This is a genomic window from Croceicoccus sp. Ery15 (assembly GCF_020985305.1).
Taxonomy (GTDB): Bacteria; Pseudomonadota; Alphaproteobacteria; order Sphingomonadales; family Sphingomonadaceae; genus Croceicoccus.
Genome location: NZ_CP087588.1, coordinates 896,135 through 920,608 on the forward strand (window position 1 = coordinate 896,135; position 24,474 = coordinate 920,608).

The window sequence follows — 24,474 nt, forward strand, 5'->3', positions numbered from 1 at the left end:
AGCGGGGTTGACGCGCCCACACAGGCAATCGTGGAAACCATACTCGATATTCGCGGCCTGTCGAAAACCTATCCCGGCCGGGGCAACGCGCCTCCCGTTACCGCCCTGAACAATGTGGACCTGCAGATCCGCAAGGGAGAGATTTTCGCCCTGCTGGGCCCCAATGGTGCGGGCAAGACGACATTGATCGGCGCGGTGTGCGGTATGGTGCGTCCCACGAGCGGCACGGTGACGGCATTCGGGCACGATATGGCGCATGACTGGCGCCGCATGCGGTCGCGCATCGGGCTGGTGCCGCAGGAATTGTCGATCGACATTTTCGAAAAGGTTCACCGCGCCGTAGCCTATTCGCGCGGGCTGTTCGGCAAGCCCGCCGATCCAGCGCGGGTCGAGGAAGTGCTGAAAACCCTGTCGCTATGGGACAAGCGGGATTCGCAGTTGCGTGCTTTGTCGGGCGGGATGAAGCGCCGCGTGCTGATCGCCAAGGCGCTGGCGCATGATCCCGACCTGCTGTTCCTCGACGAGCCGACTGCGGGTGTGGATGTCGAACTGCGCCGCGACATGTGGCAGACCATCGACCGCCTGCGCGAGCAAGGCGTGACGGTGATCCTGACCACCCATTACATCGAAGAGGCCGAGGAAATGGCCGACCGCGTCGGGGTGATCAACAAGGGGCGCATCCTGTTGGTCGACGGCAAGACCGAGATCATGAAGCGAATGGGCCGGACCGAGGCGTGTTTCAGCCTTGCGCAGCCCCTGACCGCGTTGCCCGCGGCGTTGGACGGGTTCCCCGTTACGCTAGAGGATGGCGGTCGGAACATCGTGTTTCGCGGCGGAGACGGCAGCGGTCTGGGCAAGGAGCAGGTGGCTGAAATCGCCAAGATTCTTGTCACCGGCGGTATCGATTTTAACGGCATCGTCCAGCAGGAATCGAGCCTTGAGGATATCTTCGTCCGTCTTGTCGAGGAGGAGGGGGCAGCGGCATGAGCTTCAACCTCACCAGTGCGCTGACAATCTATCGCACCGAATTGCTACGCTTCCTGCGCACCGCATTCGGTTCGCTGGTCTCTCCGGTTCTGACAACCTGTCTGTATTTCATTGTCTTTGGTGCCGCCATCGGCGGAGGGATGGACGAGATAGGAGGCGTGGATTACGGCGCTTTCATCGTGCCCGGCCTGCTGCTGCTGACCATGCTGTCGGAAAGTACCGCTAATGCCAGTTTTGGCATTTATATGCCGCGTTTTACCGGCTCGATCTATGAGCTGCTTTCCGCACCTATAGGGGTGGCGGAAACACTGGTCGGATTTGTCGGTGCGGCGGTCACCAAGTCGCTGATCCTGGCGGCCATCATCCTGATTACCGCAAATCTGTTCGTCGATTATCACATCGCCCATCCGGTTGCGGCATTCTTCTTCATATTGCTGGTCGCCACGGCATTCTCTTTGCTGGGTTTCATTCTTGGCCTGTGGGCCGACGGGTTCGAAAAACTCCAGATGGTGCCGCTGCTGCTTTTGACTCCGCTGACGTTTCTGGGCGGCACGTTTTACTCGATCGACATGCTGGCCGAACCTTGGCGCACGGCGGCATTGTTCAATCCCATCGTTTATCTGGTCAGCGGGCTGCGCTGGACGTTTTACGGGCAGGCGGATGTCTCTATTGCGGTTGCAACAGGGCTGACCATTGCATTTCTTGTGCTATGCGTGACTGTTATCGCTATTATTTTTCAAACAGGCTGGCGGCTGCGAGAGTGATTTGATACCGCGCTGCGTCATGAAATCACGGTCGCTGATTATTGCTACGCTTGCGGCCGCTGCCGCCACACCTGCCTTTGCGCAGGATGCCGTTTATATCGAGCCTTATCCGCGCCCCGAAGTCCCCGAGCCGGAGCCTGTGGGCTTGCCCGATGCCGCGCGGGAGATGGTCGAGACGGCCATTGCGACCGGCGACCCGGACAAGGTGAATACGGTGATCCAGATCGCCCGCCACACCTATCCTGCCGGTGGGCCGGAGCTCGACAGGCTGGAAGCCGCGTTCAAGGCCAATCGTCAGCGCATCGTCGCTGCGGAGGAGGCGCGCAAGCGCGAATCGCTGCGCAACGCAGGTCCGCTGGAAGGCTGGACCGGAAAGGGCGAATTCGGCGCCCTTGCATCAAGCGGCAATAGCGAGGATCTGGGCGTGACCGCCGCGTTTCGCGCCAATCGTGTCGGGCTGACATGGCGCCATCGCGTCACCGCGCGCTTCGATTTTCAGCGCAGCGACGGGGATACGACGCGCGAACGCTATCTCGCTTCGTACGAGCCCAGCTTCGACCTGTCGAAACGGGCCTTTGTCTTTGGTCTTGCTCAATATGAGCGCGACGAGTTCGCGGGCTTTTCCTCGCGCTATTCGGCATCGTCCGGTATCGGTTATCGCCCGTTCGACCGAGACGGCTTGCGGTTGGAGCTAAAGGGAGGCCCCGCATGGCGGCGCACCGAACTGGTCGATCCGCTGACGGCGTCCAGTGATGACAGCTATCTCGCGGCGTTGGCAGCGATGGAGCTGGAGTGGCGGATCGCGGACAATCTGACCTTAACCGAAAGCGCGAACGCGTTCATCCATTCCAGCAATTCGACCTATCTGGCGCTGACCGGACTGGAAGCGGGCATCGGCAAGCGGCTGAAGGCGCGGCTGTCCTATAGCATCGAATACGATACCGACCCGCCGGCCGATACCGAGGCAACCGATACGCTGTCGCGCATTTCGCTGATCTACGATTTCTAGGCCGTAAACCAGCCCCAGATCAGCTTGGCGGTAAGCGCAAGGCTGACCGCGACGAGCAGGGGTCGGATCAGTTTGGCCCCGTGCTTCACGGCGAATTTCGATCCGATCCACGATCCCGTCATAGCGCCCAGTGCGCACGCGATGCCCAGCGTCCAAATGATCTTCCCGCCCGTGGCAAAAACAGTGACCGCCGCCACATTGGTCATCATGTTGAACAGCTTTGCGTGGGCCGTTGCGCGGGTCAGACCTTCGCCGCGTAATCCAACTTGTGTGGCGGCAAAGAAACTGCCGGTGCCGGGACCGAAGAATCCGTCGTAAAAACCGATCGCGCCGGCCACGGGGGCATATCCCTTGCGCGTCACTAGATGGTGGGCCTGCACGTCATCCATCTTGGGTGACAAAAGAACATAAAGTGCAACTGCCATCAGAAGCAGCGGAACGATCAATTCCAATGCGCGACTGGATATCTGCTGCACGAGCAAAGATCCGATGGCGGCACCGATCAGGGCAATGATAGCCAGCCATTTCTCTTTGCGCCAATCAACCAGACCGGCCCGCGCGTAGTTGAAAAAAGCTGTCGAACTGGCCCCGATAGCCTGACACTTGTTGGTGCCGAGAGCCAGTTGCGGCGGAATGCCCGCAAACAGCAAGGCGGGCATCATGACCAATCCGCCGCCGCCTGCGATGGAGTCGATGAAGCCGGTGCAAATGGCAAGGCATCCAAGGGCGACGATCAGCCAGATCTCAATTTCCATGGCCGCGCATGTAACGGTTGCGGGATTATTGGCAAACAGGAATGCAGGATACCTGCCTGTAGCTGGTGCATCTTCACTGATGACGCGCCGCGCGCAAGGCGCTAGGCGCGCAGGCCATGACCCGTTTCCATTTCACTATCCACGCCCGCGAAGGCAAGGCCCGCACGGGCGAGATCGCCATGCAGCGCGGCACGATCCGCACGCCCGCTTTCATGCCTGTCGGCACAGCCGCCACGGTCAAGGCCATGAAGGTGGAAGATGTCCGCAAGACGGGTGCCGATATCATCCTAGGCAATACCTATCACCTGATGCTGCGTCCGGGTGCGGAACGCGTGGCGCGGCTTGGCGGGTTGCACAAATTCATGGGCTGGGAGCGCCCGATACTGACCGACAGTGGCGGTTATCAGGTGATGAGCCTGTCGGAACTGCGCAAGATTACCGAGGAAGGGGTGACCTTTAAAAGCCACCTCGACGGATCACGCCATTCGCTGACCCCCGAACGGAGCATGGAAATCCAGCGCCTGCTGGGCAGTGATATCGTGATGGCTTTCGATGAATGCCCGCGCGCCGATCGCCCGCGCGACGAGATTGCGGCCTCGATGGAAATGTCGATGCGCTGGGCAAGGCGCAGCCGCGAGGGGTTCGACAGCGGAGGGGAACACGCCGCTCGGTCAGCGCTGTTCGGCATCCAGCAGGGCGCCCTGGACGAGGAACTGCGCAAGATCAGCGCCGAAAAGCTGATCGAGATCGGCTTTGACGGATATGCGGTAGGTGGTTTGGCCGTGGGCGAGGGGCAGGAGGCGATGTTTGCCACGCTCGATTTCGCGCCAGCACAATTGCCCGATGACCGGCCTCGCTATCTGATGGGCGTCGGCAAGCCCGACGATCTGGTCGGTGCGGTCGAGCGCGGGATCGACATGTTCGACTGCGTCCTGCCCAGCCGGTCGGGGCGCAACGGGCAGGCTTTCACATGGAATGGCCCGATCAACATCCGCAACGCGAAGTTTGCCGAGGATCAGGATCCGATTGACGATCGCTGCGGCTGTCCGACCTGTGGCAAATATACCCGCGCCTATCTCCACCATCTCGTCCGCTCGGGCGAAATCCTTGGCGCGATGCTGATGACGGAGCACAATCTGTCATTCTATCAGCAGCTCATGCAGGTCATGCGCGATGCCATTGCGGAAGGGCGTTTCGCGATATTTGCGGCGGATTTCCGGAGAGACTATCGAAACGCGTCCAGCTGAGTCATTTAAGGTCCGTTCAGCAATCGCCATTATGAGCAGGCCATGGCTGACATACGACAAATAGCAATATTCGTGGGCGGGGCGGTCTTGACGGGCGGGGTGGTCGGCATGGTCACCACACCCAACGGTCGCGCGGCGATGGTCGATGCAGGGCAAACGCTAAGAGCTGCGAGTGATATGCGTGAGCGAGCACCGCAGGCCGGCGATTATTGGGCCGGATGCAACGATGCGCGCGCTGCAGGTACGGCTCCGATCTATCGCGGTGAACCCGGCTATCGCAAGGAGATGGACGGTGACAGTGACGGGATCGCCTGCGAACCTTATCGCTGATCCGCTGCGTTCCCGAGAGGCCAACGAAAAAGGGCGGCCCCGCAGGACCGCCCCCTTTGTTCCGTAGTCCGGAAAACTGATCAGCGCGAGTAGAACTCGACCACCAGATTCGGTTCCATGCGGACGGGATAGGGAACCTCGTCCAGCGTGGGAACGCGGGTGAAGGTCACCTTGTCGGTGCCGTCGGTCGCGACATAGTCGGGGATCTCACGCTCGGGCAGGCTCTGCGCTTCGATGACCAACGCCATTTCCTTGGCCTTGTCGCCCAGCGAGATCACGTCGCCCACGAAGCAGCGGCGCGATGCGATGTTGCACTTCACGCCATTGACCTTGATGTGACCGTGCGAAACGATTTGGCGCGCCGCAAAGATGGTCGGCGCGAACTTGGCGCGATACACGATCATGTCGAGGCGCTGTTCCAGCAGGCCGATCAGGTTCTGGCTGGTATCGCCCTTCATGCGCGACGCTTCCTGATAGGTGCGCTTGAACTGCTTTTCGGTGACGTCGCCGTAATAGCCCTTGAGCTTCTGCTTGGCGCGCAGCTGCAGACCATAGTCCGAAACCTTGCTCTTGCGGCGCTGGCCGTGCTGGCCCGGGCCATACGAGCGACGGTTTACGGGGCTGTTGGGACGGCCCCAGATGTTTTCGCCCATGCGGCGGTCGAGTTTATGCTTCGAGGCTTTACGCTTCGACATAGTCTTTCCTTCAATATGCAGGCCGTGGCGCCAGTTGCGCGCGGGCCGATTTGGGTTTTTCGTAGCCCGGATACGCACCATCCGGTCTGAAACCGGACGCGGCCGCCGCTTCACCGGGGTGCGGGGCCTATTGCGAGCGCGCGCATTTACAGAATTGTACCGGCCCGTCAAGTCCTGCGGCGGTCCGGTGCGCGTACAGCCAAGCAAAGCAGCCAAGCAAACGGGCCGTTCCGCTGGACTTATCGCTCTGCACACGGCAAGGGCGCGCCATGGAAAAGGCAATCGAACCCGAACTCTGCCGCACGATGAAGGAAGTGCGCCAAGGCGTCGATGCGATCGATGCCGAACTGGTCGCGCTGCTTGCCCAGCGCTTCGGCTATATGCGCGCCGCCGCGCGGATCAAGCAGGATCGCAGCGCCGTGCGGGACGAGGACCGCAAGCGCGCCGTGATCGACGCTGCCGTCGCCGCCGCACGCGCGCAGGGCATGCCAGATGATTTCGTCGCGCGCCTGTGGGAGGATCTGGTCGAGACTTCCATCGCCTATGAAGACGGGGAATGGGTGCGTCAGCGCGGCTGATCTCACTCGGCGGTCATCGGGCTGATCAGTGCCTTGATTTCGCTGATGCTGTTCGCTGGAAAGCCCGCCGTCTCGGCATGGGTCTTGATCAGTTCTTCGCTCGGCGCGCGATAGATGCAATAGATCTTGTCGGGCGTGACATAGCTGTGGACCCACTGGATATCGGGACCCAGATCGCGCAGCACGTTGCAACTTGTCTGCGATGCGCCTTTCAAGCCTGCCGCATCGGTGTCGCCGACACCCGGCATCTCGCGTTCGATCACATATTCCGGCATCGAATGTCCTCCCTCGTCGGGGAGCGACCCGTGGGACATATTATCACGAAGCGGTGCGGGTGCGAATGGCTCAATCGTCGCGCGGGCCGCGGGCCAGCGCGCTCAGCACGCCGCGCATCGTGCGGATTTCCAGATGGTTCCACGCAGGTTTGGTCAGCATGGTACGCAAAGTGCGCCGCGTTGCCTGTGCGCGGCTTTCGGGCCGGAAATAGCCGCAGGGCTCCAGCATCGCTTCCAGCTGGCCGATCATGCCGTCCAGCTCTTCCTGCGGGGCAGGGGGAAGCAATTCCTCGCTCGTCGGCTGTGCCAGATCGCGTGATTTCGACCATTCATAGCTGAGCAGGATCACGGCCTGCGCCAGATTGAGCGAGCCGAATTCCGGATTGATCGGCACCGTAACGATGGTGCGTGCCAGCGCCACATCGTCGGTTTCCAGCCCCGAACGTTCGGGACCGAACAGGATCGCGTGGCGACCTGCCATGGTCGCCATTTCGCGCGCGGCTTCCTCGGGCGTCAGCACCGGCTTGGTCACGCCGCGCTTGCGCACGGTGGTGGCATGGACATGCGCACAATCGGCCACTGCATCGGCCACGCTGTCGAAAACCTGCGCCTGTTCCAGCACGATATCCGCGCCCGACGCCGCAGGACCGGCCGAAGGATTGGGCCAACCGTCGCGCGGGGCGACTAGCCGCATTTCGGTCAGGCCGAAATTCAGCATGGCGCGCGCGGCCTTGCCGATATTCTCGCCCAGTTGCGGGCGGACAAGGACGATTACGGGGTTGTGCGCCCCGTTTGGATCAGTCGGCTGCGACATCGCGCACCGTGCTGGCGAATTGTTCGAAATCGCTCGCCTCGCTGAATTCGCGATAGACGCTGGCAAAGCGGATATAGGCTACGGAATCGAGCTGGCGCAGCCCCTCCATCACCAGTTCGCCGATATCGGCCGAAGGAATCTCGCTCTCGCCGCGTGTTTCCAACTGCCGCTGCACGCCCGACACCAGCCGGTCGATCTGCTCGTGCGAGATGTCCCGCTTGCGGCAGGCAAGGCGCACGGCCAGTTCCAGCTTGGCACGGTCGAACGGCTCGCGGCGCGGATCCTCGTCCGGTCCGCGCGACTTGAGCACAGTCACTTCGCGCAGCTGGATGCGTTCGAAGGTGGTAAAGCGCGCGCCGCAACCCTCGCACTGGCGGCGACGGCGGATGGCGCTGCCGTCTTCGGCGGGCCGGCTGTCTTTGACCTGGCTCGATTCATTCGCACAGAAAGGGCAACGCACTTATCGTAATACCTTCAGATTTTGCCCTTGGCCTTGGCATAGCCCAGCCCGCCGCCGACAATGGCGCCCAGAATGGGCCCGACGAATGGCACCGGAATGGCGATCACTGCACCGACAGCGCCCCATTTGGCCGCTTTCTGCGCTTCGGGTGACATTCCGTTCCAATAATCCTTGATACCGCCGGGCTCGCTCATTTCGGGCTCCTGTTCAGAATTAATCCTCGTAGATCGGAAAACGATCGCACAGGGCTTCGACGCGCGCGCGGACATTCTGTTCCACCTGCGCATCGCCAGCCTCGCCGCATTTGGCCAGGCCGTCGAGGACGTCGGCGACCATATGGCCGATCTCGCGGAATTCCTCCGGTCCGAAACCGCGCGTCGTACCCGCGGGCGAACCGACGCGGATACCGCTGGTCTTCATGGGGGGCAGCGGGTCGAAGGGGATGCCGTTCTTGTTGCAGGTAATGCCCGCGCGCTCCAGCGCTTCGTCGGCATCCTTGCCGGTCACGCCCAGCGGCGAAAGGTCGATCAGCGCCAGATGCGTATCGGTGCCGCCCGACACGATCTCGGCACCGCGGTCTTTCAGCGTAGCGGCCAGAACCTGCGCATTTTCGACCACAAGGCGGCTATAGGTCTTGAACTCGGGACGCAGCGCCTCTCCGAAAGCAACAGCCTTGGCAGCGATCACATGCATCAGCGGCCCGCCCTGAAGCCCGGGGAACACGGCCGAGTTGATTTTCTTGGCCAGCTTTTCGTCATTGGTCAGGATCATGCCGCCACGCGGACCGCGCAAGGTCTTGTGCGTAGTGGTGGTGGCGATATGCGCATGCGGAAAGGGCGAGGGGTGCATACCCGCAGCGACCAGCCCGGCGAAATGGGCCATATCAACCTGAAACAGCGCATTGACCGAATCCGCAATGGCGCGCATGCGGGCAAAGTCGATGATCCGCGGATAGGCGCTGCCGCCCGCGATGATCAGCTTGGGCTGGTGCTCTTTCGCCAGACGCTCGACTTCGTCGTAATCGATCTGGTGCGTGTCCTTGGTCACGCCATATTGCACGGCGTTGAACCATTTGCCCGACAGGGCCGCCCGCGCGCCATGGGTAAGATGGCCGCCCGCGTCGAGGCTCATGCCAAGGATCGTGTCGCCCGGCTTCACAGTCGCCAGCAGCACCGCGCCATTGGCCTGCGCGCCCGAATGGGGCTGCACATTGGCGAATTCGCAATCGAACAGCTGCTTGGCACGATCGATGGCCAGTTGCTCGACCGAATCCGAAGGTTCGCACCCCTGGTAATAGCGGCGACCGGGATAACCCTCGGCATATTTGTTGGTGAACACCGAACCTTGCGCAGCCAGCACGGCCTTGGACACGATATTCTCGCTCGCGATCAATTCGATCTGCTTGCGCTCGCGCTTCAGCTCGTGATTGATGGCATCGGCGACGGCGGGGTCCGAGGCGGCAATTTCATCGGTGAAGAACCCGCTGCTGCGGATCGCGGTGTCGACGGTCATGATGTCTCTTTCAAGTCTGTATCGGGATCAGGATGGCGTCTGGTTCGGGAATGCGTTCGGATCAGGACTGTGTTTTCGTGACGAATGGCGGTGCGGATAGTTTGTCGACGCGGCCTTCGTGGCGACCGCCTTCGAAACGGCCGACCATAAAGGCTGCGATGCAAGCCTTGGCCATGTCGATGCCCGTCAGTCGTGCGCCAAGGGCGATCGCATTGGCGTCATTATGCTCACGCGCCAGCATGGCCGACAGCGGTTCGCCTACCAAGGCACAGCGCATGGCGGGGTGGCGGTTAACGGCAATGGAAATGCCGATGCCCGATCCGCAAACCGCGATGCCGAATTCCGAAGCGCCCCCCGCGACGGCAAGGGCCAGCTTATAGCCGAAATCGGGGTAATCGACACGTGCATCGCTTTGCGGGCCGCAATCGGTGACGACGTGGCCTTCATCGGCCAGCCAGCGGGCGATATCCTGTTTCAGGTCAAAGCCTGCATGATCGGAAGCGATGGCAATGCGCATGGACGGCCCTGTTTCAGTTTCGGGACTCGGTGGGTTCGGGCACGCGCATAATGTGAACCGGCGCGAATGGCCACCGCAAACGGGGTTTGTCTGCGGATAGCCCGAATTTGTTGCGGGGGCCCTGCCTTTTCCGACCCCGCCTCATCCTGACCCAATGGCCCCAAACGCAAAGGGCCCCGCCAGATGCAAATCCGGCAAGGCCCCTGAATGCGGCGTAATGAACGGCTTACTGGTCCAGAAAGCTGCGCATCTTGCGGCTGCGGCTCGGGTGTTTGAGTTTGCGCAGGGCCTTCGCCTCGATCTGGCGGATACGTTCGCGGGTCACGCTGAACTGTTGGCCGACTTCTTCCAGCGTGTGATCGGTGTTCATGCCGATACCGAAACGCATGCGCAAAACGCGTTCCTCACGCGGGGTCAGGCTGGCAAGGACGCGGGTAACGGTTTCCTTCAGATTCGCCTGAATGGCCGCATCCACGGGGATGATCGCGTTCTTGTCCTCGATGAAATCGCCCAGATGCGAATCTTCCTCGTCGCCGATCGGCGTTTCGAGGGAGATCGGCTCCTTGGCGATCTTCATCACCTTACGCACTTTTTCCAGCGGCATCGAAAGACGCTCTGCCATTTCCTCAGGCGTAGGCTCGCGCCCTTGCTCGTGCAGGAACTGGCGGGATGTGCGGACCAGCTTGTTGATTGTCTCGATCATATGGACCGGAATGCGGATTGTGCGGGCCTGATCGGCAATCGAACGCGTGATTGCCTGACGGATCCACCAAGTCGCATAGGTAGAGAACTTGTAGCCGCGGCGATATTCGAACTTGTCGACCGCCTTCATCAGACCAATGTTTCCTTCCTGGATCAGGTCGAGGAACTGCAAACCGCGGTTGGTGTATTTCTTGGCGATGGAAATCACGAGGCGCAGGTTCGCCTCGACCATTTCCTTCTTGGCGATACGCGCCTCACGCTCGCCCTTTTGCACCATGTTCACGATGCGGCGGAATTCGGGCAGGGCCATGCCGGTCTGGCTGGCGATATCGGCGATTTCGGCGCGGATACGCTCGACCGGATCGGCTTCCTTCTCGGCGAAGGCCGCCCATTTCTTGTCCTTTTTGGACACGGCCGTCAGCCATCCCTCGTCCAGCTCGTGCCCGACATAGGATTGCAGGAAATCGGCGCGCTTCACCTTGTGACGTTCGGCAAGGCGCAACATCTGACCGCCAAGCGCTGTCAGACGGCGATTGAAGGCATAGAGATTATCGACCAGAAATTCGATCTTGGTCGCATGGAACTGCACGCTCTCAACCTCGGCGGTCAGCTCTTCGCGCAGGTTCTCGTACTTGTCTTCCTTGGCTTTCGAGAACGCGTCGCCGCGGCCCATCGCATCGACACGCTCGTTCTGCAGCTTTTCAAAGCTTTTGAACAGCTTGGTGATGCGTGCAAAGCGTTCCAGCGCGTCCGGTTTGAGCGCGGCCTCCATCTGGGCGAGAGAGAGGGTGTTGTCCTCCTCTTCCTCTTCCTTGCGGCGGCTCGAACCTTCTTCGCCGTCCTCGCCGTCTTCGCTCTCATCCTCGTCGTCGTCGTCGTCGTCCTCTTTATAGGACGGGCCGGCGGTTTCTTCCGAAATCTCGCCGTCGCCTTCGTCGTCGTCGGTCAGGTTTTCCGGTGCGGGTTCCTTGGACAGCATCGCATCGAGATCGAGAATCTCGCGCAGCTGCATTTCCTCGTTATTGAGTGCTTCGGACCACTGGATGATGGCGTGGAAAGTGATCGGGCTCTCGCACAGGCCCATGATCATCATGTCGCGGCCCGCCTCGATCCGCTTGGCAATGGCGATCTCGCCCTCGCGGCTCAGCAGTTCGACGGCGCCCATTTCGCGCAGATACATCCGCACGGGGTCGTCGGTCCGCTCGACCGTTTCCTTCTTCTTGGCGGGCGCCTTATTGTCCTTGGGCGCGGTGCCGTCATCCGAATCGGAATCATCGTCATCGCCCGAATCGATTTCGTCGGGCGTATCGTCGCCATCCTCGGAATCGTCGTCGCTCTCGACGATATTGACGCCCATTTCCGAGATCGCGGACATCACATCCTCGATCTGCTCGGACGACATCTGGTCCTGCGGCAGCGCCTCGTTCAGTTCGTCATAGGTGATCACGCCGCGTTTTTTGGCGCGGGCGATCAGCTTCTTGATGGACGCTTCGTTGAGGTCGATCAGCGGCGCATCGCCATCGTTACCGCCGCCGTTTGTCGTTTTGGTTGCCATTACCGCCTATTCATCTGTCTGATCGCCCGCCCGCCGGTCTGATTTCTGACCCGCCGGGGCAGATGATCGTATGATTTCCTGCCAGCCTGATATTTTACTGACTGCCACCTCGCATGGCCGCCATTTGCATTAGGCGGGCATCGAATTCCAGCTTTCTCTTCAACAAGCGTTGCTGCTCGACAAAAGATCCCTCCGGATCCTCGCCAAATCGCGCCGTTGCCAAAGCGAGGGCCGCCTCTATCGCAGGTCGTTCCACCAGCAGAGAGATAGCCTCCGTCAATTCCTTCGCGGCTTCGGCCTGTATTGTCCGATCGGTCAGAAAGGCAAGTTTCATGCCGCCGATCGCATCCCCATTGGGCAGGGCCAGTCCACGTTCGGCCAATATGGCGGGAATATCGGGACTTTCAAGCGATCCCGCCGTGATATGCCCCGTTTCCACAAGTTCGAGCAGCGCATCGAGCACACGCGCCTGTCCGGCATCGTCGGGGCGAAGCTGCGATATTTGCTCGGCGCAGGTTTCCAGCAAGGCAGGATGCCGCATCAGGCCAAGGATGACTGCGCCCATCAACCGGTTCCGAGCCGAGGCAGGGCCAAGCTGACGCAGCAGGGGCGAGGGCGGGGCGGCCGCGCGATCGTTGCGGGCAAAACCCCGCTTGGCCCCTTGTTGAAAGCGCCCGCCCGACTGGCCGTTGTTTCCGAACTGGCGCGGCGCGCGGGGCGGGAAGGCGAATGCGGAAAAACGTTCGCGCAGGTCGCGGGCATAGAGCGCGCGGATATCGGGATGCTGTATCGCGTCGGCATGCGCCATCAGCCGCTCTTTCAGACCCGCCTTTGCCTCGGGCGTGTTCGACGCGGTCGCTGCCTTCTCGTGCCGCCAGATCACGTCCAGCAGGTTTTCGCCCTTGTCCAGCAGCGCCTTCATCGCAGCGGGTCCGTCGCGGCGGATCAGATCGTCGGGGTCCAGCCCTTCCGGCAGGGTCACGATCGACAGGCTGTGACCGGGCCTGAGCATCGGCAGCGCCCGCTCTGCCGCGCGCATGGCCGCGCGCTGGCCCGCCGCGTCGCCGTCGAAGCACAACACCGGCACAGGCACCATGCGCCACAAAAGCTCGATCTGCTGCTCTGTCAGTGCCGTACCCATCGGGGCGACCGCCTCGGCAATGCCCGCACCGGCCAGTGCGATCACATCCATATAGCCTTCGACCACGACCAGCCGGTCGCTTTGGCGCGAAGCGGCGGAGGCGCGGTGGATATTGTAAAGCGTGCGCCCCTTGTCGAAGACCGGAGTATCGGGCGAATTCAGATATTTCGGCGCATTCTCGACCTTGGACAATATGCGCCCGCCAAAGCCGATCACCCGTGCGCGGCGGTCCTGAATCGGCAGCATCAGCCGCCCGCGGAACCGGTCATAGGGTTCCTTCCCCTCGACCGTGATCAGCAGGCCCGCTTCGATCAGCATGTCGCGTTCGAAACCGGATAAAGCCTCTGCGATCGCGCCCTTGGCATCGGGAGCGTAGCCGAAACCGAATTCGCGCTGCAACGCCTCGCCAATGCCGCGCTGTTTCAGATAGGCGCGCGCCGCTGCCCCGTCCGGTCCAGCCAGATTGCGCACGAAGAAGCCCTGCGCTTCCGCCAATACGTCATGCAGCGATGCGCGCTGCTCTGCGGCTTGCGCATAGCGCGGATCGGGGGCGGGCACTTCCATCCCCGCCTGTTCGGCCAGTTCCTTGACCGCATCCATGAATGGCAGGCCCCGCTGGTCGGTCATCCAGCGGATCGCATCGCCATGCGCGCCGCAGCCAAAGCAGTGATAGAACTGCTTTTCGTCGTTCACGTAAAAGCTGGGCGTATTCTCACTATGGAACGGGCAGCACGCCTTGAACTCGCGCCCCGCGCGCTGCAGCTTTTCCGTACGCCCGATCAGCGCGGACAGCGTGATCCGCGAGCGTAATTCGTCCAGCCATTGGGGTGAGAGCGCCATCGGTTTCTAATGGCGCACGTTGCCCCGCCTCACAAGATCAGGAAAGCGCGGCTTTCACCAGACCGCTCGCCTTGCTCATGTCCAGCTCGGTGCCGTGGCGCGCTTTCAGCTCGGCCATGACCTTGCCCATGTCCTTCATGCCGGTCGCGCCAGTCTCGGCCTTGATCGCCTCGATCGCGGCTTTCGTTTCCTCCTCGCTCATCTGCGCGGGCAGGAATTCCTCGATCACGACCAGCTCTTTCTCTTCCGCTTCGGCCAGTTCGGCGCGGCCGCCTTCGTTATACATCGCAATCGATTCGCGGCGCTGCTTGGCCATCTTCTGCAGCACGTCGATCACCAGCGCATCGTCGTCGCCGGCCGCTTCGCTGGTGCGCAGTTCGATGTCGCGATCCTTGATCTTGGCAAGGATCAGGCGGACGGCGTTCAGCCGTTCCTTGTCCTTTTCCTTCATAGCCTGGATCTGGGCGGCCTTGAGATCGTCGCGAAGCATGGTTTTCTCTTTAAAATGGGGTGATCGGCGTCTTCGCACGCCACATAGGGTTGATTACCGGCGATGCAAACCGAACTTGGGACCAGCATTGCAATTAATAAGGGGTCTATCCGCATTTATGCGGCAACCCCGCTTGACGGTATGCGCTCCCATCTCTAGCGGACGGGTCTTAGCACATATCGCCGGACCCCTAGCTAACGGAGCGCCACATGGCCGACCCCGCTTCTTCGCACGCGCCTATCCCCCAGGGGGCAACCGCCGTTCTTGTATTTGCCGACGGGCATGTCGCTTACGGGCGCGGATTCGGCGCCACGGGCGAAGCCGTGGGCGAGCTTTGTTTCAACACGGCGATGACCGGATATCAGGAAGTGATGACCGACCCGTCCTATGCGGGGCAGGTCGTGTGCTTCACCTTCCCGCATATCGGAAATGTCGGCACTAATGACGAGGACGTCGAAGGCAAGGTCGATTCGGCGCTGGGCTGCGTGGTGCGCGAAGATGTGACCGATCCGTCTAACTTCCGCGCCATGGGTGATTTCCCCGAATGGATGGTGAAAAAAGGCAAGATCGGCATCGCGGGGCTGGATACCCGCGCGCTGACCCGCCGTATCCGCATTCAGGGCGCACCCAATGTGGTGATCGCGCACAACCCCGAGGGCAAGTTCGACATTGACGCGCTGGTCGCCAAGGCGGCTGCATGGAGCGGTCTGGAAGGGCTGGACCTTGCCAAGGGCGTCAGCCGCGAGATCAGCGAAGGCTGGACCGGCGGGCACTGGGTGCTGGGCGAAGGCTATGGCGAACCGGGCGCGGATGGCCGCCCGCATGTCGTCGCCATGGATTTCGGCGCAAAGGATAATATCTTCCGCAATCTGGTGCGGGCAGGGGCCAAGGTCACTGTCGTTCCGGCCGAAGCAAGCTATGACGAGATCATGGCACTGAAACCCGATGGCGTGTTCCTGTCGAACGGCCCCGGCGATCCGGCGGCGACGGGCGTTTACGCGGTGCCGGTGATCAAGGCGCTGCTGGACGCCGATGTGCCCTTGTTCGGCATCTGCCTCGGCCACCAGATGCTGGCGCTGGCTGCGGGTGCCAAGACCGCCAAGATGTTTCAGGGCCATCGCGGTGCCAACCATCCCGTGCAGCGCGTCGGCGGCATCTGGGGCGAGACCGAGGGGCTGGTCGAGATCACCTCGATGAACCACGGCTTCGCGGTCGATGGCGATACGCTGCCGGAAGGCGTGATTGAGACGCACAAGTCGCTGTTCGACGGCACCAATTGCGGCATCGCGATTACTGGCAAGAAGGCGTTTGGTGTGCAGTATCACCCCGAGGCTTCGCCGGGACCGATGGACAGTTTTTACCTGTTCGAGAAGTTCGTGGGTGAGTTGGGGTGAAAAAGCTCATGGCTTTCTTTTCGCTCGCTCTCATCGGATGTGGTGGAAGCAAGCATGCGGAGGCCGAAGATTGTGGCGTCAGCGCGGATGAACTCCGGCGGACGATAGAGGAGGTTAAAGAAATGGCTCCCTACTCCGGACGCACGCTCGGGAACTGTGAAATACTCAATGATGATGCTGGCAATGTTCAGGTCATCACACCGGAAATTCAACAGAGCGTCGACAGCATGATTGCTCGCGAAAAAGCGGAATCGGAAAACTAATGCCCAAACGCACTGACATCTCCTCCATCCTCATCATCGGCGCGGGTCCGATCATCATCGGCCAGGCTTGCGAGTTCGATTATTCGGGCACGCAGGCGGTCAAGGCGCTGAAGGAAGAGGGTTACCGGGTCATTCTGGTAAACTCGAACCCCGCCACGATCATGACCGATCCGGAAATGGCCGACGCGACCTATGTCGAGCCGATCACCCCCGAATTCGTCGAGCGCGTCATCGCGAAAGAGCGTCCCGATGCGCTGCTGCCGACCATGGGCGGGCAGACCGCGCTCAACACGGCGCTGAAGCTTTTCGAAACCGGCGTTCTGGAGAAATACGGCGTCAAGATGATCGGCGCAGACGCCGACGCCATAGACAAGGCCGAAAACCGCCAGCGTTTCCGCAAGGCGATGGACAAGATCGGTCTGGAATCCGCTCGCAGCGGCGTCGCCAACACTTTGGCTGAGGCGGTGGCCGTGCTGGAACACACCGGCCTGCCCGCGATCATCCGCCCGTCCTTCACCTTGGGCGGCACTGGCGGCGGCATCGCCTATAACAAGGCGGAGTTCGAGCAGATCGTGCGCGAAGGCCTCGACGCCAGCCCTACGACCGAGGTTCTGATCGAGGAATCGCTGCTCGGCTGGAAAGAATATGAGATGGAGGTGGTGCGCGACCGCAAGGACAATTGCATCATCATCTGTTCGATCGAGAATATCGACCCGATGGGGGTGCACACCGGCGATTCCATCACCGTCGCCCCCGCGCTGACCCTGACCGACAAGGAATATCAGATCATGCGCACCGCCAGCATCGAGGTGCTGCGCGAAATCGGCGTGGAAACAGGCGGTTCGAACGTGCAGTTCGCAGTCAATCCCGCTGACGGCCGGCTGATCGTGATCGAAATGAACCCGCGCGTCTCGCGCTCTTCGGCGCTGGCGTCCAAGGCCACGGGTTTCCCCATCGCGCGCGTCGCCGCCAAGCTGGCCGTGGGATACACGCTGGACGAGATCACGAACGAGATCACCGGCGCGACCCCTGCCAGTTTCGAACCGACCATCGACTATATCGTCACCAAGATCCCGCGCTTCGCCTTTGAAAAGTTCAAGGGCGCGGAAAACAAGTTGTCGACCGCCATGCGCTCGGTGGGCGAGGTGATGGCGATCGGCCGCAACATGAAGGAATCGCTGCAAAAGGCGTTACGCGGCCTCGAAACCGGGCTCGACGGGTTCAACCGCGTTCAGGAGCTGGAAGGTGCCAGCCGCGACGTGCTGACCGCGCGCCTGTCCGAACGCACGCCCGAACGGCTGCTGATCGTGGCGCAGGCTTTCCGCGAAGGGCTGACGCTGAATGAAATCCACGCGATCACGCAATATGATCCCTGGTTCCTGCGCCATATCGAACAGATCATCGCCGAAGAGGCCGAGATCATGGCCAATGGCCTGCCGCGCACGACCGAGGGTTTGCGCCGCCTGAAAGCCATGGGCTTTTCGGACAAGCGCCTGTCCACGCTGGCCGTGCGCTCGGTCGGTGTCGCGGGCGGCATGGGCGAGACGCAGGCGAAGCGTTCGGGCCTGCTGCACGATACGCTGAAAGCCATGGCGGGCGGCACTTCCGAAGAGGAAATCCGCGCACTGCGCCACAAGCTGGGCGTTCGTCCGGTGTTCAAGCGCATAGACAGCTGCGCTGCCGAGTTCGAGGCGATCACGCCCTATATGTACTCGACCTATGAAGCCCCGTTGTTTGGCGAGGCGGAGAACGAGGCTGATCCGTCGGAGCGGAAAAAGATCGTGATCCTTGGCGGCGGTCCTAACCGGATCGGGCAGGGGATCGAGTTCGATTACTGCTGCTGCCACGCCTGCTTTGCGCTGGAAGAGGCGGGTTTTGAAACCATCATGATCAATTGCAATCCGGAAACCGTGTCGACCGATTACGACACTTCGGATCGCCTCTATTTCGAGCCGCTGACGGCGGAAGACGTGCTGGAAATCCTCGATGTCGAAAAGTCGAAGGGCACTCTGGTCGGTGTGATCGTGCAGTTCGGCGGACAGACCCCGCTGAAGCTGGCGCAGGCGCTTGAGGATGCGGGCATTCCGATCCTTGGCACCAGCCCCGACGCCATCGACCTTGCCGAAGACCGCGAACGCTTTGCCAAGCTGGTCAACAAGCTGGACCTGTTGCAGCCGTCGAACGGCATCGCGCGCAGTCAGGAAGAGGCGCGCGGGATTGCGGCGCAGATCGGCTATCCGGTGCTGATCCGCCCGTCCTATGTGCTGGGCGGCCGCGCGATGGAGATCGTGGATAGTGAAGCGCAGCTCGACGAATATATGGAAACGGCCGTCCGCGTTTCGGGCGATTCGCCGGTGCTGATCGACCAGTATCTGCGCGATGCCGTCGAATGCGATGTCGACGCGCTGTGCGACGGCACGGATGTGGTTGTCGCGGGCGTGATGCAGCATATCGAGGAAGCCGGCGTTCATTCGGGCGACAGTGCCTGCACCATCCCGCCTTACAGCCTGCCCGACGACATCATTGCCGAGATGGAGCGTCAGGCCGACCTGCTGGCCCGCGCACTGAAAGTCGTCGGGCTGATGAACATCCAGTTCGCGGTAAAGGACGGTCAGGTCTATCTGATCGAAGTGAACCCGCGCGCCAGCCGGACCGTGCCCTTCGTTGCCAAGGCTATCGGGCAACCCATCGCCAAGATGGCTGCGCGCGTGATGGCGGGCGAAAAACTGGCCGATCTGCCCGCGATCAAGCGCGACATCGATTATGTCGCGGTCAAGGAAGCGGTGTTCCCGTTCAACAAGTTCCCCGGCAGCGATCCGGCGCTTTCGCCCGAAATGAAGTCCACCGGCGAAGTCATGGGCATCGATCCCGACTTCACGGCGGCCTTTATCAAGAGCCAGCTTGGCGCGGGCGCGATGATGCCCGAAGGCGGCGTGTTGTTCGTATCGGTCAAGGATAGCGACAAGCAGACCATTCTGCCCGCCGTTAAACTGCTGGAAGAAAACGGCTTTACCGTCATCGCCACCGGAGGGACGCAGCGTTTCCTTGCCGAAAACGGCGTGAACGTGAAACCGGTGAACAAGGTGGCAGAGGGCAGGCCCCACATCGTCGACGCCATTATCGACGGCGAGGTGAACCTGATCTTCAACACGACCGAGGGTTGGCAGAGCCTGAAGGATTCGAAATCGATCCGTCAGGCAGCATTGGTCGAGAAGGTTCCGATCTATACCACGGCAGCTGCGGCGCTGGTCGCGGCGCAGGCGATTGCGGCCCAACGCGGCGGCAAGCTTGAAGTGCGCTCGCTTCAGGCCTATTATGGCTGACCGCTAACGTTCCTCCCGCAACGTAAGTCCCCCGATTTTCCTGCTGCATCGCGCGGCAGGGACGGGGAACTCGTTTCGCTGGCGAGGGACCAGGAGGATATTGAATTACAATGGCGAGTGTCGAAAAGGTACCGATGCTGGCGGAAGGCTATGAGAAGCTGACTGCCGAACTGAAATTGCTGCGTGAAGAACGTCCGCGCATCGTCGATGCGATCGAGGAAGCGCGCGCGCATGGCGATCTGTCGGAAAACGCCGAATATCACGCCGCGAAAGAACGCCAGGGCCAGGTCGAGGCGTCGATCGCCGATCTGGAGGACAAGGTCAGCCGCGCGCAGATCATCGATCCGACGACATTGTCGGGCGACAAGGTGATTTTCGGCGCGACCGTCACCCTGCTGGACGAAGACGACAAGCCCGTCCGCTATCAGATCGTCGGCCCGACCGAGGCCGATGCCAAGTCCGGCCGGATCAGCTATTCCAGCCCGCTGGGCCGTGCGCTTATTGGCAAGAAAGTGGATGACGAGATCGAAGTGACCGTCCCGTCGGGCGAACGCTTTTACGTGATCCAGCAGATTGAATTCATCTGATCCAATGAAAAGGGGCGGGGGACGATGGTCATCCCGCCCCCTTCATATTGCTGGCTCAATTCTTCAGATCGGGTTCCAGCAGGCGGTGCAGGTGCACCACCACATACTTCATCTCTGCATCGTCGACGGTCTGCTGCGCCTTGCCGCGCCACGCGTTTTCGGCGGATTCGAAATCCGGATAGACGCCGACAATATCGAGCGCTGACAGATTTTCGAATTCCAGACCGCGCGGGTCCTTTACCCGACCGCCCATTACGAGATGCAGTTTTTGCGCCATCAATCACTCCGCTTGCAAATTGGAAAGCCGCCACATCGGCCAGTGGTGGGCTGGCTTGGATGGGGCGGCCTTAGCGTATCGCTCGGGCGATCCCAAGTTGCAATCAGGCCCGACGCGCAATCGAAAAAATGTTCATCAGGCGGGTTTGACGCTGATCAGCGCCGAAACCTTGAGGTGAGGGTGCGGGTCCTGTGTCCTGCATCTTCACTGGCATGTCGTGCAGCCATGGCGGCCTTTTCGGCGATCTGGCGAGCGGTCAGGACCGTGCCTTCGCCGCGTTCGGCAAATTCATGCGCGATATGGCCACCGGTTTCGGCAACGCGTTCGCCCCATTCGCCCAGTTTGTCGCGCGATCCCTCGGCAGCGTTCTGCGCCAGCGCCATCATCTGGCCGCCATAGGTCGCTGCCAGTTCCGCCAGCAATCCGCCAGCCGACATGACCGATCCCCGTACCTTGCGGCCAGGCTTGCCCGGCAGCGATAACGCAATCAGCGCGCCGATCGCGACCGCGCCCGATACGGCGATCAGCGGGTGTTCCTTTACAAATTTCTTTGCATCACCCGCAGCGGCCTTGGTCTGCTCCATCGCTTTGGCGCGGGCCGGTGCCGTGCGCTCGGCAATGCGGGCCTGTGCGGCAGAAACTTTCTCGGCCAGAGTGGCCTCTTGCGGCGGGGCCAGATCATTATCGGCGGGCACGACGGGCTGCGGCGTTTCCACGGCTTTCAGGGCGGGTTTGGTCTCGGTCACGGGTCAATACCTCGTCTTGATGTCAGTCTTGTCTAATTAATCGCGCGAACCGGATCGGGTTCCGAAGGTGCCGAGCGTTTGTTCGGGTTCGGCGTCAATTGTGGGTTCTGCGTCAACAAGCGGCTCGTCACCGTCCTCATCGCCATATCCCAGCAGATTGCCCGCAAAGGCCAGGATCGGCCCGCGCAGGAACCAGCCGGTCAGGCCTAGCGCACCCAATGTCAGCAGCGTTTTATGCGTGCTTGCCGCATCGGCGGCTTCTTCCGCCATTACCTTGCCGTCGCCGACCAGTCGGGTCGCAACGCGCTTGCCAATGCTAGCGGCACCCAGATCGGCGCGCACCATTTCGCGCTGCGTTTCGAATACGCTTCGCGCGGCGCCACGAAGGCGCTTGGCTTCAAGGACTTCTTCCTCGCTCATCTGTTTAATCGTCCCCGTCCGAAATGACCTGCTTCATCCGCCGCATCTTTGACGCGCCGCGCTGCGCCAGCAGCAGGGCTACGATCGCCAATACGCCGGTCACAAGGGCCGTCGATCCCCAATAGGTGATATGCTGGCCCAGCGACACGATCAGTCCGACGATCAGCGCCATCAGGGCAAAGAAACCGAACACGGCCGCCGCCACGAACATCGCGCCAATGCCCTTGGCCGAATTGGCAGCATAGATGGCGCGCTTTTTATGGAAATCGATCTCGGCCTCGGCCAGCATCTTGCCGTCCTCGACCAAGGCGCGCACGTCTTCCACCAGTGAACGCTCGGCCGCGATGTCGTCGGCACTTTCCGACATGAAGCACTTCCCCCTGTCGCGCCGGACCAATGGACCGCAAACGCGTAGTTCTCATTCATGGCACCCGCTATAGATGCCAATACTTGGGCGGCATGCAGAGCTTGGCTCTCCACGCCGCCCCTTAACCCATGGCGTTAGCGACGGCGGAACAGGCGGGCCAGCAGGAAACCGGCGCCGGCAGCGATGGCAATCGCCGTGCCGGGGCTCTTGCGCACATATTCGCGCGCATCGTCGCCCAGTTGCTCCAGCGATTTTTCGTCGAGCGAGGCAGCGTTCTTTTCAAGGCTGCCTGCCGCGCTGCGCGCATAGTCGCCATATTTCACGCCCAGTTTTTCATCGACGGTGGCGACATTGTCCGTGATCAGCTTCGACAGTGCAACCATGCCTTCGCTGGTCTTCGACTTGGTATCGTTTGCCAGCTCATAGGCCTTGGCCTTCGCCTGCTCGCCATAGGCGGCGGCATCGCCCTTTAGCTGATCGCCCTTTTCACCGGCGCGGTCCTTATAGCTGCCGGATTTCTCCAGAGCTTCTGCCTTCAGCTCGGCCACGCCCGCCTTGGCTTCGTCGAGAGCCTTGGAAAAGCGGCTCTTGGCTTCAGCCTTATGATCGGTTGTTGCGGGGGTGCTATCAGTGGATTTGACCATGTTTTGCATCTCTCGTCGTGACTGGCCCTTGGCGAGGGGCCGAGTTGAAACTGGTCGGGCGGGCGGAAATCCGCCGACCCGGCGGTTCTTCGAAGCCGTCCGGTTGGCGCATTGCTTCCGGCAATGCGAACCGTTGGGCCTGTTTTCGGGGGCAATGCGACCCGCCCCCATTCGCTGATGCAATAACGACTGTTGCCAGCCATTGTTCCGCCAACTAATCCGCGACCATATCACGAAACACGCGACGCATAACGCAGCAATTTTCTAACACCACCTTCAGCCCCGTCCGGGGCGTGCTTGAAAGAAGAGGCACCATATAATGACCGCGATCATTGACATTCACGCGCGCGAAATCCTCGATAGTCGCGGCAATCCGACCGTCGAGGTGGATGTGCTGTTGGAAGACGGGTCGATGGGCCGTGCGGCCGTTCCCTCGGGCGCCTCGACCGGCGCGCATGAGGCTGTGGAACTGCGTGACGGCGACAAGTCGCGCTATCTGGGCAAGGGGGTGCTCAAGGCGGTAGATGCCTGTAATACCGAGATTTCCGACATGCTGCTTGGCCTTGATGCCGAAGATCAGCGCGACATCGATTATGCGATGATCGAACTGGACGGGACCGAGAACAAGGCCCGTCTGGGCGCCAATGCGATCCTTGGCGTTTCGCTGGCGACGGCCAAGGCCGCCGCTGCGGCACGCGGTCTGCCGCTTTATTCCTATGTCGGGGGTGTGTCTGCACATATGCTTCCGGTGCCGATGATGAACATCATCAATGGCGGCGAACATGCCGACAATCCCATCGATTTCCAGGAATTCATGGTCATGCCCGTCGGCGCCGAATCGATTGCCGAGGCTGTGCGGTGGGGCGCGGAGATCTTTCACACCCTAAAAAGGGGCCTGTCGGAGAAAGGCCTGTCGACCGCCGTGGGCGACGAGGGCGGTTTCGCACCGAACCTTGCCAGTACGCGCGACGCGCTGGATTTCATCATGACGTCGATCGAAAAGGCGGGTTTCAAGCCGGGTGACGATGTGGCCATCGCGCTCGATTGCGCCAGCACCGAATTCTTTGCCGATGGCCGCTATGACATTGCGGGCGAGGGGATTTCGCTGACCGGCGTGGAAATGGCCGATTATCTGGCCGACCTGTGCGCCAACTACCCGATCCGTTCGATCGAGGACGGCATGGCCGAGGACGATTTCGAAGGCTGGAAGGCATTGACCGACAAGGTCGGCAACAAGGTGCAGCTGGTAGGCGACGATCTGTTCGTGACCAATCCGCGCCGCCTGTCGATGGGGATCGAGCAGGGTCTGGCCAATTCGCTACTGGTCAAGGTCAACCAGATCGGCACGCTGACCGAAACGCTGGAAGCCGTCAGCATGGCGAACCGCGCGGGCTATACCGCGGTGATGAGCCACCGTTCTGGCGAGACCGAGGATTCGACCATTGCCGACCTGGCCGTTGCGACCAATTGCGGGCAGATCAAGACCGGCTCGCTTGCACGTTCGGACCGGCTCGCCAAGTACAACCAGCTTATCCGCATCGAGGAAGAGCTTGGCGCCAGCGCACTATATGCGGGCAACGGGGCGTTCGGGCGTCTTGCCTGATCGCCATGATGTGATGCGAAAATGCCGTGGCGGAGCGATCCGTCACGGTATCGGCGTATTTGCTTTGGCGCGCGGCTCGGAACGATTTGCGCGGCGGGCTGCAAATCACTAGAACGCGAAGTGCCATTATTTCGCCACATATTGTGCCGGCACCCCGCGCAATCCAAAGCCAGAGCCTG

27 protein-coding genes are annotated in these 24,474 nt (G+C 61.3%); 11 read left to right on the plus strand and 16 right to left on the minus strand.

What is annotated here, in order from left to right:
• Window positions 1-27 precede the first annotated feature (27 nt).
• The 3 genes from LOZ77_RS04455 to LOZ77_RS04465 are packed head-to-tail and all read left to right on the plus strand — an operon-like array spanning window position 28 to window position 2,760.
• Window positions 28-987 carry an ABC transporter ATP-binding protein gene (locus LOZ77_RS04455; RefSeq protein ID WP_230281770.1) on the plus strand — a complete coding sequence of 320 codons (960 nt, stop codon included), beginning with the start codon at window positions 28-30 and terminating at the stop codon, window positions 985-987.
• Window positions 984-1,751, plus strand: coding sequence for an ABC transporter permease (locus LOZ77_RS04460; protein WP_230280986.1), 768 nt, complete (start codon window positions 984-986; stop codon window positions 1,749-1,751). The genes LOZ77_RS04455 and LOZ77_RS04460 overlap by 4 nt, the downstream gene beginning before the upstream one ends.
• 19 nt (window positions 1,752-1,770) lie before the next feature.
• Window positions 1,771-2,760: a YdiY family protein gene (locus LOZ77_RS04465; protein WP_230280987.1), complete on the plus strand. Its 990-nt coding sequence runs from the start codon at window positions 1,771-1,773 to the stop codon at window positions 2,758-2,760.
• On the opposite strand, the gene LOZ77_RS04470 is transcribed toward LOZ77_RS04465, so the two are convergent.
• Window positions 2,757-3,515 (minus strand): TSUP family transporter, encoded by a 759-nt coding sequence (locus LOZ77_RS04470; RefSeq protein WP_230280988.1) that lies wholly within the window; start codon window positions 3,513-3,515, stop codon window positions 2,757-2,759. The genes LOZ77_RS04465 and LOZ77_RS04470 overlap by 4 nt on opposite strands.
• Before the next feature lie 116 nt (window positions 3,516-3,631).
• On the opposite strand from LOZ77_RS04470, the gene tgt reads away from it, so the two are divergent.
• Both tgt and LOZ77_RS04480 read left to right on the plus strand, forming a co-directional pair.
• The gene (gene tgt, locus LOZ77_RS04475; RefSeq protein WP_230280989.1) at window positions 3,632-4,762 is read left to right on the plus strand and encodes a tRNA guanosine(34) transglycosylase Tgt; all 1,131 of its coding nucleotides are present in this window, start codon (window positions 3,632-3,634) and stop codon (window positions 4,760-4,762) included.
• Window positions 4,763-4,804: 42 nt separating this feature from the next.
• Window positions 4,805-5,092: an excalibur calcium-binding domain-containing protein gene (locus LOZ77_RS04480; protein ID WP_230280990.1), complete on the plus strand. Its 288-nt coding sequence runs from the start codon at window positions 4,805-4,807 to the stop codon at window positions 5,090-5,092.
• A gap of 80 nt (window positions 5,093-5,172) precedes the next feature.
• Here LOZ77_RS04480 and rpsD read toward each other — a convergent pair whose 3' ends face one another.
• The gene (gene rpsD / locus LOZ77_RS04485) at window positions 5,173-5,787 is read right to left on the minus strand and encodes a 30S ribosomal protein S4 (RefSeq protein ID WP_230280991.1); all 615 of its coding nucleotides are present in this window, start codon (window positions 5,785-5,787) and stop codon (window positions 5,173-5,175) included.
• A gap of 269 nt (window positions 5,788-6,056) precedes the next feature.
• Here rpsD and LOZ77_RS04490 point away from each other — a divergent pair, with 269 nt between their 5' ends.
• Entirely contained in the window at window positions 6,057-6,365 is a 309-nt protein-coding gene (locus tag LOZ77_RS04490; RefSeq protein WP_230280992.1) for a chorismate mutase, read from the plus strand.
• A 2-nt stretch (window positions 6,366-6,367) separates the two neighbouring features.
• On the opposite strand, the gene LOZ77_RS04495 is transcribed toward LOZ77_RS04490, so the two are convergent.
• From LOZ77_RS04495 to LOZ77_RS04535, 9 genes are all read right to left on the minus strand, one after another.
• Window positions 6,368-6,640, minus strand: a complete 273-nt coding sequence (locus tag LOZ77_RS04495; RefSeq protein WP_230280993.1) for a DUF4242 domain-containing protein — start codon at window positions 6,638-6,640, stop codon at window positions 6,368-6,370.
• 70 nt (window positions 6,641-6,710) lie between these two features.
• Window positions 6,711-7,454 carry an RNA methyltransferase gene (locus tag LOZ77_RS04500; RefSeq protein ID WP_230280994.1) on the minus strand — a complete coding sequence of 248 codons (744 nt, stop codon included), beginning with the start codon at window positions 7,452-7,454 and terminating at the stop codon, window positions 6,711-6,713.
• A complete protein-coding gene (gene nrdR, locus LOZ77_RS04505) occupies window positions 7,438-7,914 on the minus strand; it encodes a transcriptional regulator NrdR (protein ID WP_230280995.1) in 477 nt (158 codons plus the stop codon). Before nrdR ends, LOZ77_RS04500 begins: the two co-directional genes overlap by 17 nt.
• A 14-nt stretch (window positions 7,915-7,928) precedes the next feature.
• Entirely contained in the window at window positions 7,929-8,108 is a 180-nt protein-coding gene (locus LOZ77_RS04510) for a hypothetical protein (protein ID WP_230280996.1), read from the minus strand.
• A 19-nt stretch (window positions 8,109-8,127) separates the two neighbouring features.
• A complete protein-coding gene (gene glyA, locus LOZ77_RS04515) occupies window positions 8,128-9,426 on the minus strand; it encodes a serine hydroxymethyltransferase (protein WP_230280997.1) in 1,299 nt (432 codons plus the stop codon).
• Between the two features lie 61 nt (window positions 9,427-9,487).
• Window positions 9,488-9,943 (minus strand): ribose 5-phosphate isomerase B, encoded by a 456-nt coding sequence (rpiB, locus tag LOZ77_RS04520; protein WP_230280998.1) that lies wholly within the window; start codon window positions 9,941-9,943, stop codon window positions 9,488-9,490.
• Window positions 9,944-10,169: 226 nt separating this feature from the next.
• The gene (rpoD, locus tag LOZ77_RS04525; RefSeq protein WP_230280999.1) at window positions 10,170-12,200 is read right to left on the minus strand and encodes an RNA polymerase sigma factor RpoD; all 2,031 of its coding nucleotides are present in this window, start codon (window positions 12,198-12,200) and stop codon (window positions 10,170-10,172) included.
• Between the two features lie 94 nt (window positions 12,201-12,294).
• On the minus strand, window positions 12,295-14,181 hold the full coding sequence (gene dnaG / locus LOZ77_RS04530; RefSeq protein ID WP_230281000.1) for a DNA primase: 1,887 nt from the start codon (window positions 14,179-14,181) through the stop codon (window positions 12,295-12,297).
• Between the two features lie 37 nt (window positions 14,182-14,218).
• A complete protein-coding gene (locus LOZ77_RS04535) occupies window positions 14,219-14,671 on the minus strand; it encodes a GatB/YqeY domain-containing protein (RefSeq protein WP_230281001.1) in 453 nt (150 codons plus the stop codon).
• A 209-nt stretch (window positions 14,672-14,880) separates the two neighbouring features.
• Between LOZ77_RS04535 and carA the strand changes: the two genes are divergently transcribed.
• The 4 genes from carA to greA all read left to right on the plus strand — a co-directional run bounded on the left by carA (window position 14,881) and on the right by greA (window position 20,238).
• Entirely contained in the window at window positions 14,881-16,065 is a 1,185-nt protein-coding gene (gene carA / locus LOZ77_RS04540; RefSeq protein WP_230281002.1) for a glutamine-hydrolyzing carbamoyl-phosphate synthase small subunit, read from the plus strand.
• A complete protein-coding gene (locus LOZ77_RS04545) occupies window positions 16,062-16,328 on the plus strand; it encodes a hypothetical protein (RefSeq protein WP_230281003.1) in 267 nt (88 codons plus the stop codon). The genes carA and LOZ77_RS04545 overlap by 4 nt, the downstream gene beginning before the upstream one ends.
• Window positions 16,328-19,651, plus strand: coding sequence for a carbamoyl-phosphate synthase large subunit (gene carB, locus LOZ77_RS04550; protein ID WP_230281004.1), 3,324 nt, complete (start codon window positions 16,328-16,330; stop codon window positions 19,649-19,651). Before LOZ77_RS04545 ends, carB begins: the two co-directional genes overlap by 1 nt.
• Window positions 19,652-19,761: 110 nt before the next feature.
• Window positions 19,762-20,238 carry a transcription elongation factor GreA gene (gene greA / locus LOZ77_RS04555; RefSeq protein ID WP_230281005.1) on the plus strand — a complete coding sequence of 159 codons (477 nt, stop codon included), beginning with the start codon at window positions 19,762-19,764 and terminating at the stop codon, window positions 20,236-20,238.
• A 55-nt stretch (window positions 20,239-20,293) separates the two neighbouring features.
• Here greA and LOZ77_RS04560 read toward each other — a convergent pair whose 3' ends face one another.
• From LOZ77_RS04560 to LOZ77_RS04580, 5 genes are all read right to left on the minus strand, one after another.
• Window positions 20,294-20,515, minus strand: a complete 222-nt coding sequence (locus LOZ77_RS04560; RefSeq protein ID WP_230281006.1) for a DUF4170 domain-containing protein — start codon at window positions 20,513-20,515, stop codon at window positions 20,294-20,296.
• A gap of 155 nt (window positions 20,516-20,670) precedes the next feature.
• Window positions 20,671-21,261, minus strand: a complete 591-nt coding sequence (locus LOZ77_RS04565; protein ID WP_230281007.1) for a hypothetical protein — start codon at window positions 21,259-21,261, stop codon at window positions 20,671-20,673.
• A gap of 36 nt (window positions 21,262-21,297) precedes the next feature.
• The gene (locus tag LOZ77_RS04570) at window positions 21,298-21,681 is read right to left on the minus strand and encodes a hypothetical protein (protein WP_230281008.1); all 384 of its coding nucleotides are present in this window, start codon (window positions 21,679-21,681) and stop codon (window positions 21,298-21,300) included.
• Between the two features lie 4 nt (window positions 21,682-21,685).
• A complete protein-coding gene (locus LOZ77_RS04575; RefSeq protein ID WP_230281009.1) occupies window positions 21,686-22,048 on the minus strand; it encodes a phage holin family protein in 363 nt (120 codons plus the stop codon).
• 134 nt (window positions 22,049-22,182) lie between these two features.
• Entirely contained in the window at window positions 22,183-22,692 is a 510-nt protein-coding gene (locus LOZ77_RS04580; RefSeq protein ID WP_230281010.1) for a hypothetical protein, read from the minus strand.
• A 319-nt stretch (window positions 22,693-23,011) separates the two neighbouring features.
• Between LOZ77_RS04580 and eno the strand changes: the two genes are divergently transcribed.
• A complete protein-coding gene (gene eno / locus LOZ77_RS04585; protein WP_230281011.1) occupies window positions 23,012-24,295 on the plus strand; it encodes a phosphopyruvate hydratase in 1,284 nt (427 codons plus the stop codon).
• The last annotated feature ends 179 nt before the right edge of the window (window positions 24,296-24,474 follow it).

Coding starts and splice junctions, on each gene's coding strand:
- LOZ77_RS04460 (WP_230280986.1), top strand. CDS start 984: ATGAGCTTCAACCTCACCAGTGCGCTGACAATCTATCGCACCGAATTG.
- LOZ77_RS04465 (WP_230280987.1), top strand. CDS start 1,771: ATGAAATCACGGTCGCTGATTATTGCTACGCTTGCGGCCGCTGCCGCC.
- LOZ77_RS04470 (WP_230280988.1), bottom strand. CDS start 3,515: ATGGAAATTGAGATCTGGCTGATCGTCGCCCTTGGATGCCTTGCCATT.
- tgt (WP_230280989.1), top strand. CDS start 3,632: ATGACCCGTTTCCATTTCACTATCCACGCCCGCGAAGGCAAGGCCCGC.
- LOZ77_RS04480 (WP_230280990.1), top strand. CDS start 4,805: ATGGCTGACATACGACAAATAGCAATATTCGTGGGCGGGGCGGTCTTG.
- rpsD (WP_230280991.1), bottom strand. CDS start 5,787: ATGTCGAAGCGTAAAGCCTCGAAGCATAAACTCGACCGCCGCATGGGC.
- LOZ77_RS04490 (WP_230280992.1), top strand. CDS start 6,057: ATGGAAAAGGCAATCGAACCCGAACTCTGCCGCACGATGAAGGAAGTG.
- LOZ77_RS04495 (WP_230280993.1), bottom strand. CDS start 6,640: ATGCCGGAATATGTGATCGAACGCGAGATGCCGGGTGTCGGCGACACC.
- LOZ77_RS04500 (WP_230280994.1), bottom strand. CDS start 7,454: ATGTCGCAGCCGACTGATCCAAACGGGGCGCACAACCCCGTAATCGTC.
- LOZ77_RS04510 (WP_230280996.1), bottom strand. CDS start 8,108: ATGAGCGAGCCCGGCGGTATCAAGGATTATTGGAACGGAATGTCACCC.
- glyA (WP_230280997.1), bottom strand. CDS start 9,426: ATGACCGTCGACACCGCGATCCGCAGCAGCGGGTTCTTCACCGATGAA.
- rpiB (WP_230280998.1), bottom strand. CDS start 9,943: ATGCGCATTGCCATCGCTTCCGATCATGCAGGCTTTGACCTGAAACAG.
- rpoD (WP_230280999.1), bottom strand. CDS start 12,200: ATGGCAACCAAAACGACAAACGGCGGCGGTAACGATGGCGATGCGCCG.
- dnaG (WP_230281000.1), bottom strand. CDS start 14,181: ATGGCGCTCTCACCCCAATGGCTGGACGAATTACGCTCGCGGATCACG.
- LOZ77_RS04535 (WP_230281001.1), bottom strand. CDS start 14,671: ATGCTTCGCGACGATCTCAAGGCCGCCCAGATCCAGGCTATGAAGGAA.
- carA (WP_230281002.1), top strand. CDS start 14,881: ATGGCCGACCCCGCTTCTTCGCACGCGCCTATCCCCCAGGGGGCAACC.
- carB (WP_230281004.1), top strand. CDS start 16,328: ATGCCCAAACGCACTGACATCTCCTCCATCCTCATCATCGGCGCGGGT.
- greA (WP_230281005.1), top strand. CDS start 19,762: ATGGCGAGTGTCGAAAAGGTACCGATGCTGGCGGAAGGCTATGAGAAG.
- LOZ77_RS04560 (WP_230281006.1), bottom strand. CDS start 20,515: ATGGCGCAAAAACTGCATCTCGTAATGGGCGGTCGGGTAAAGGACCCG.
- LOZ77_RS04570 (WP_230281008.1), bottom strand. CDS start 21,681: ATGAGCGAGGAAGAAGTCCTTGAAGCCAAGCGCCTTCGTGGCGCCGCG.
- LOZ77_RS04575 (WP_230281009.1), bottom strand. CDS start 22,048: ATGTCGGAAAGTGCCGACGACATCGCGGCCGAGCGTTCACTGGTGGAA.
- LOZ77_RS04580 (WP_230281010.1), bottom strand. CDS start 22,692: ATGGTCAAATCCACTGATAGCACCCCCGCAACAACCGATCATAAGGCT.
- eno (WP_230281011.1), top strand. CDS start 23,012: ATGACCGCGATCATTGACATTCACGCGCGCGAAATCCTCGATAGTCGC.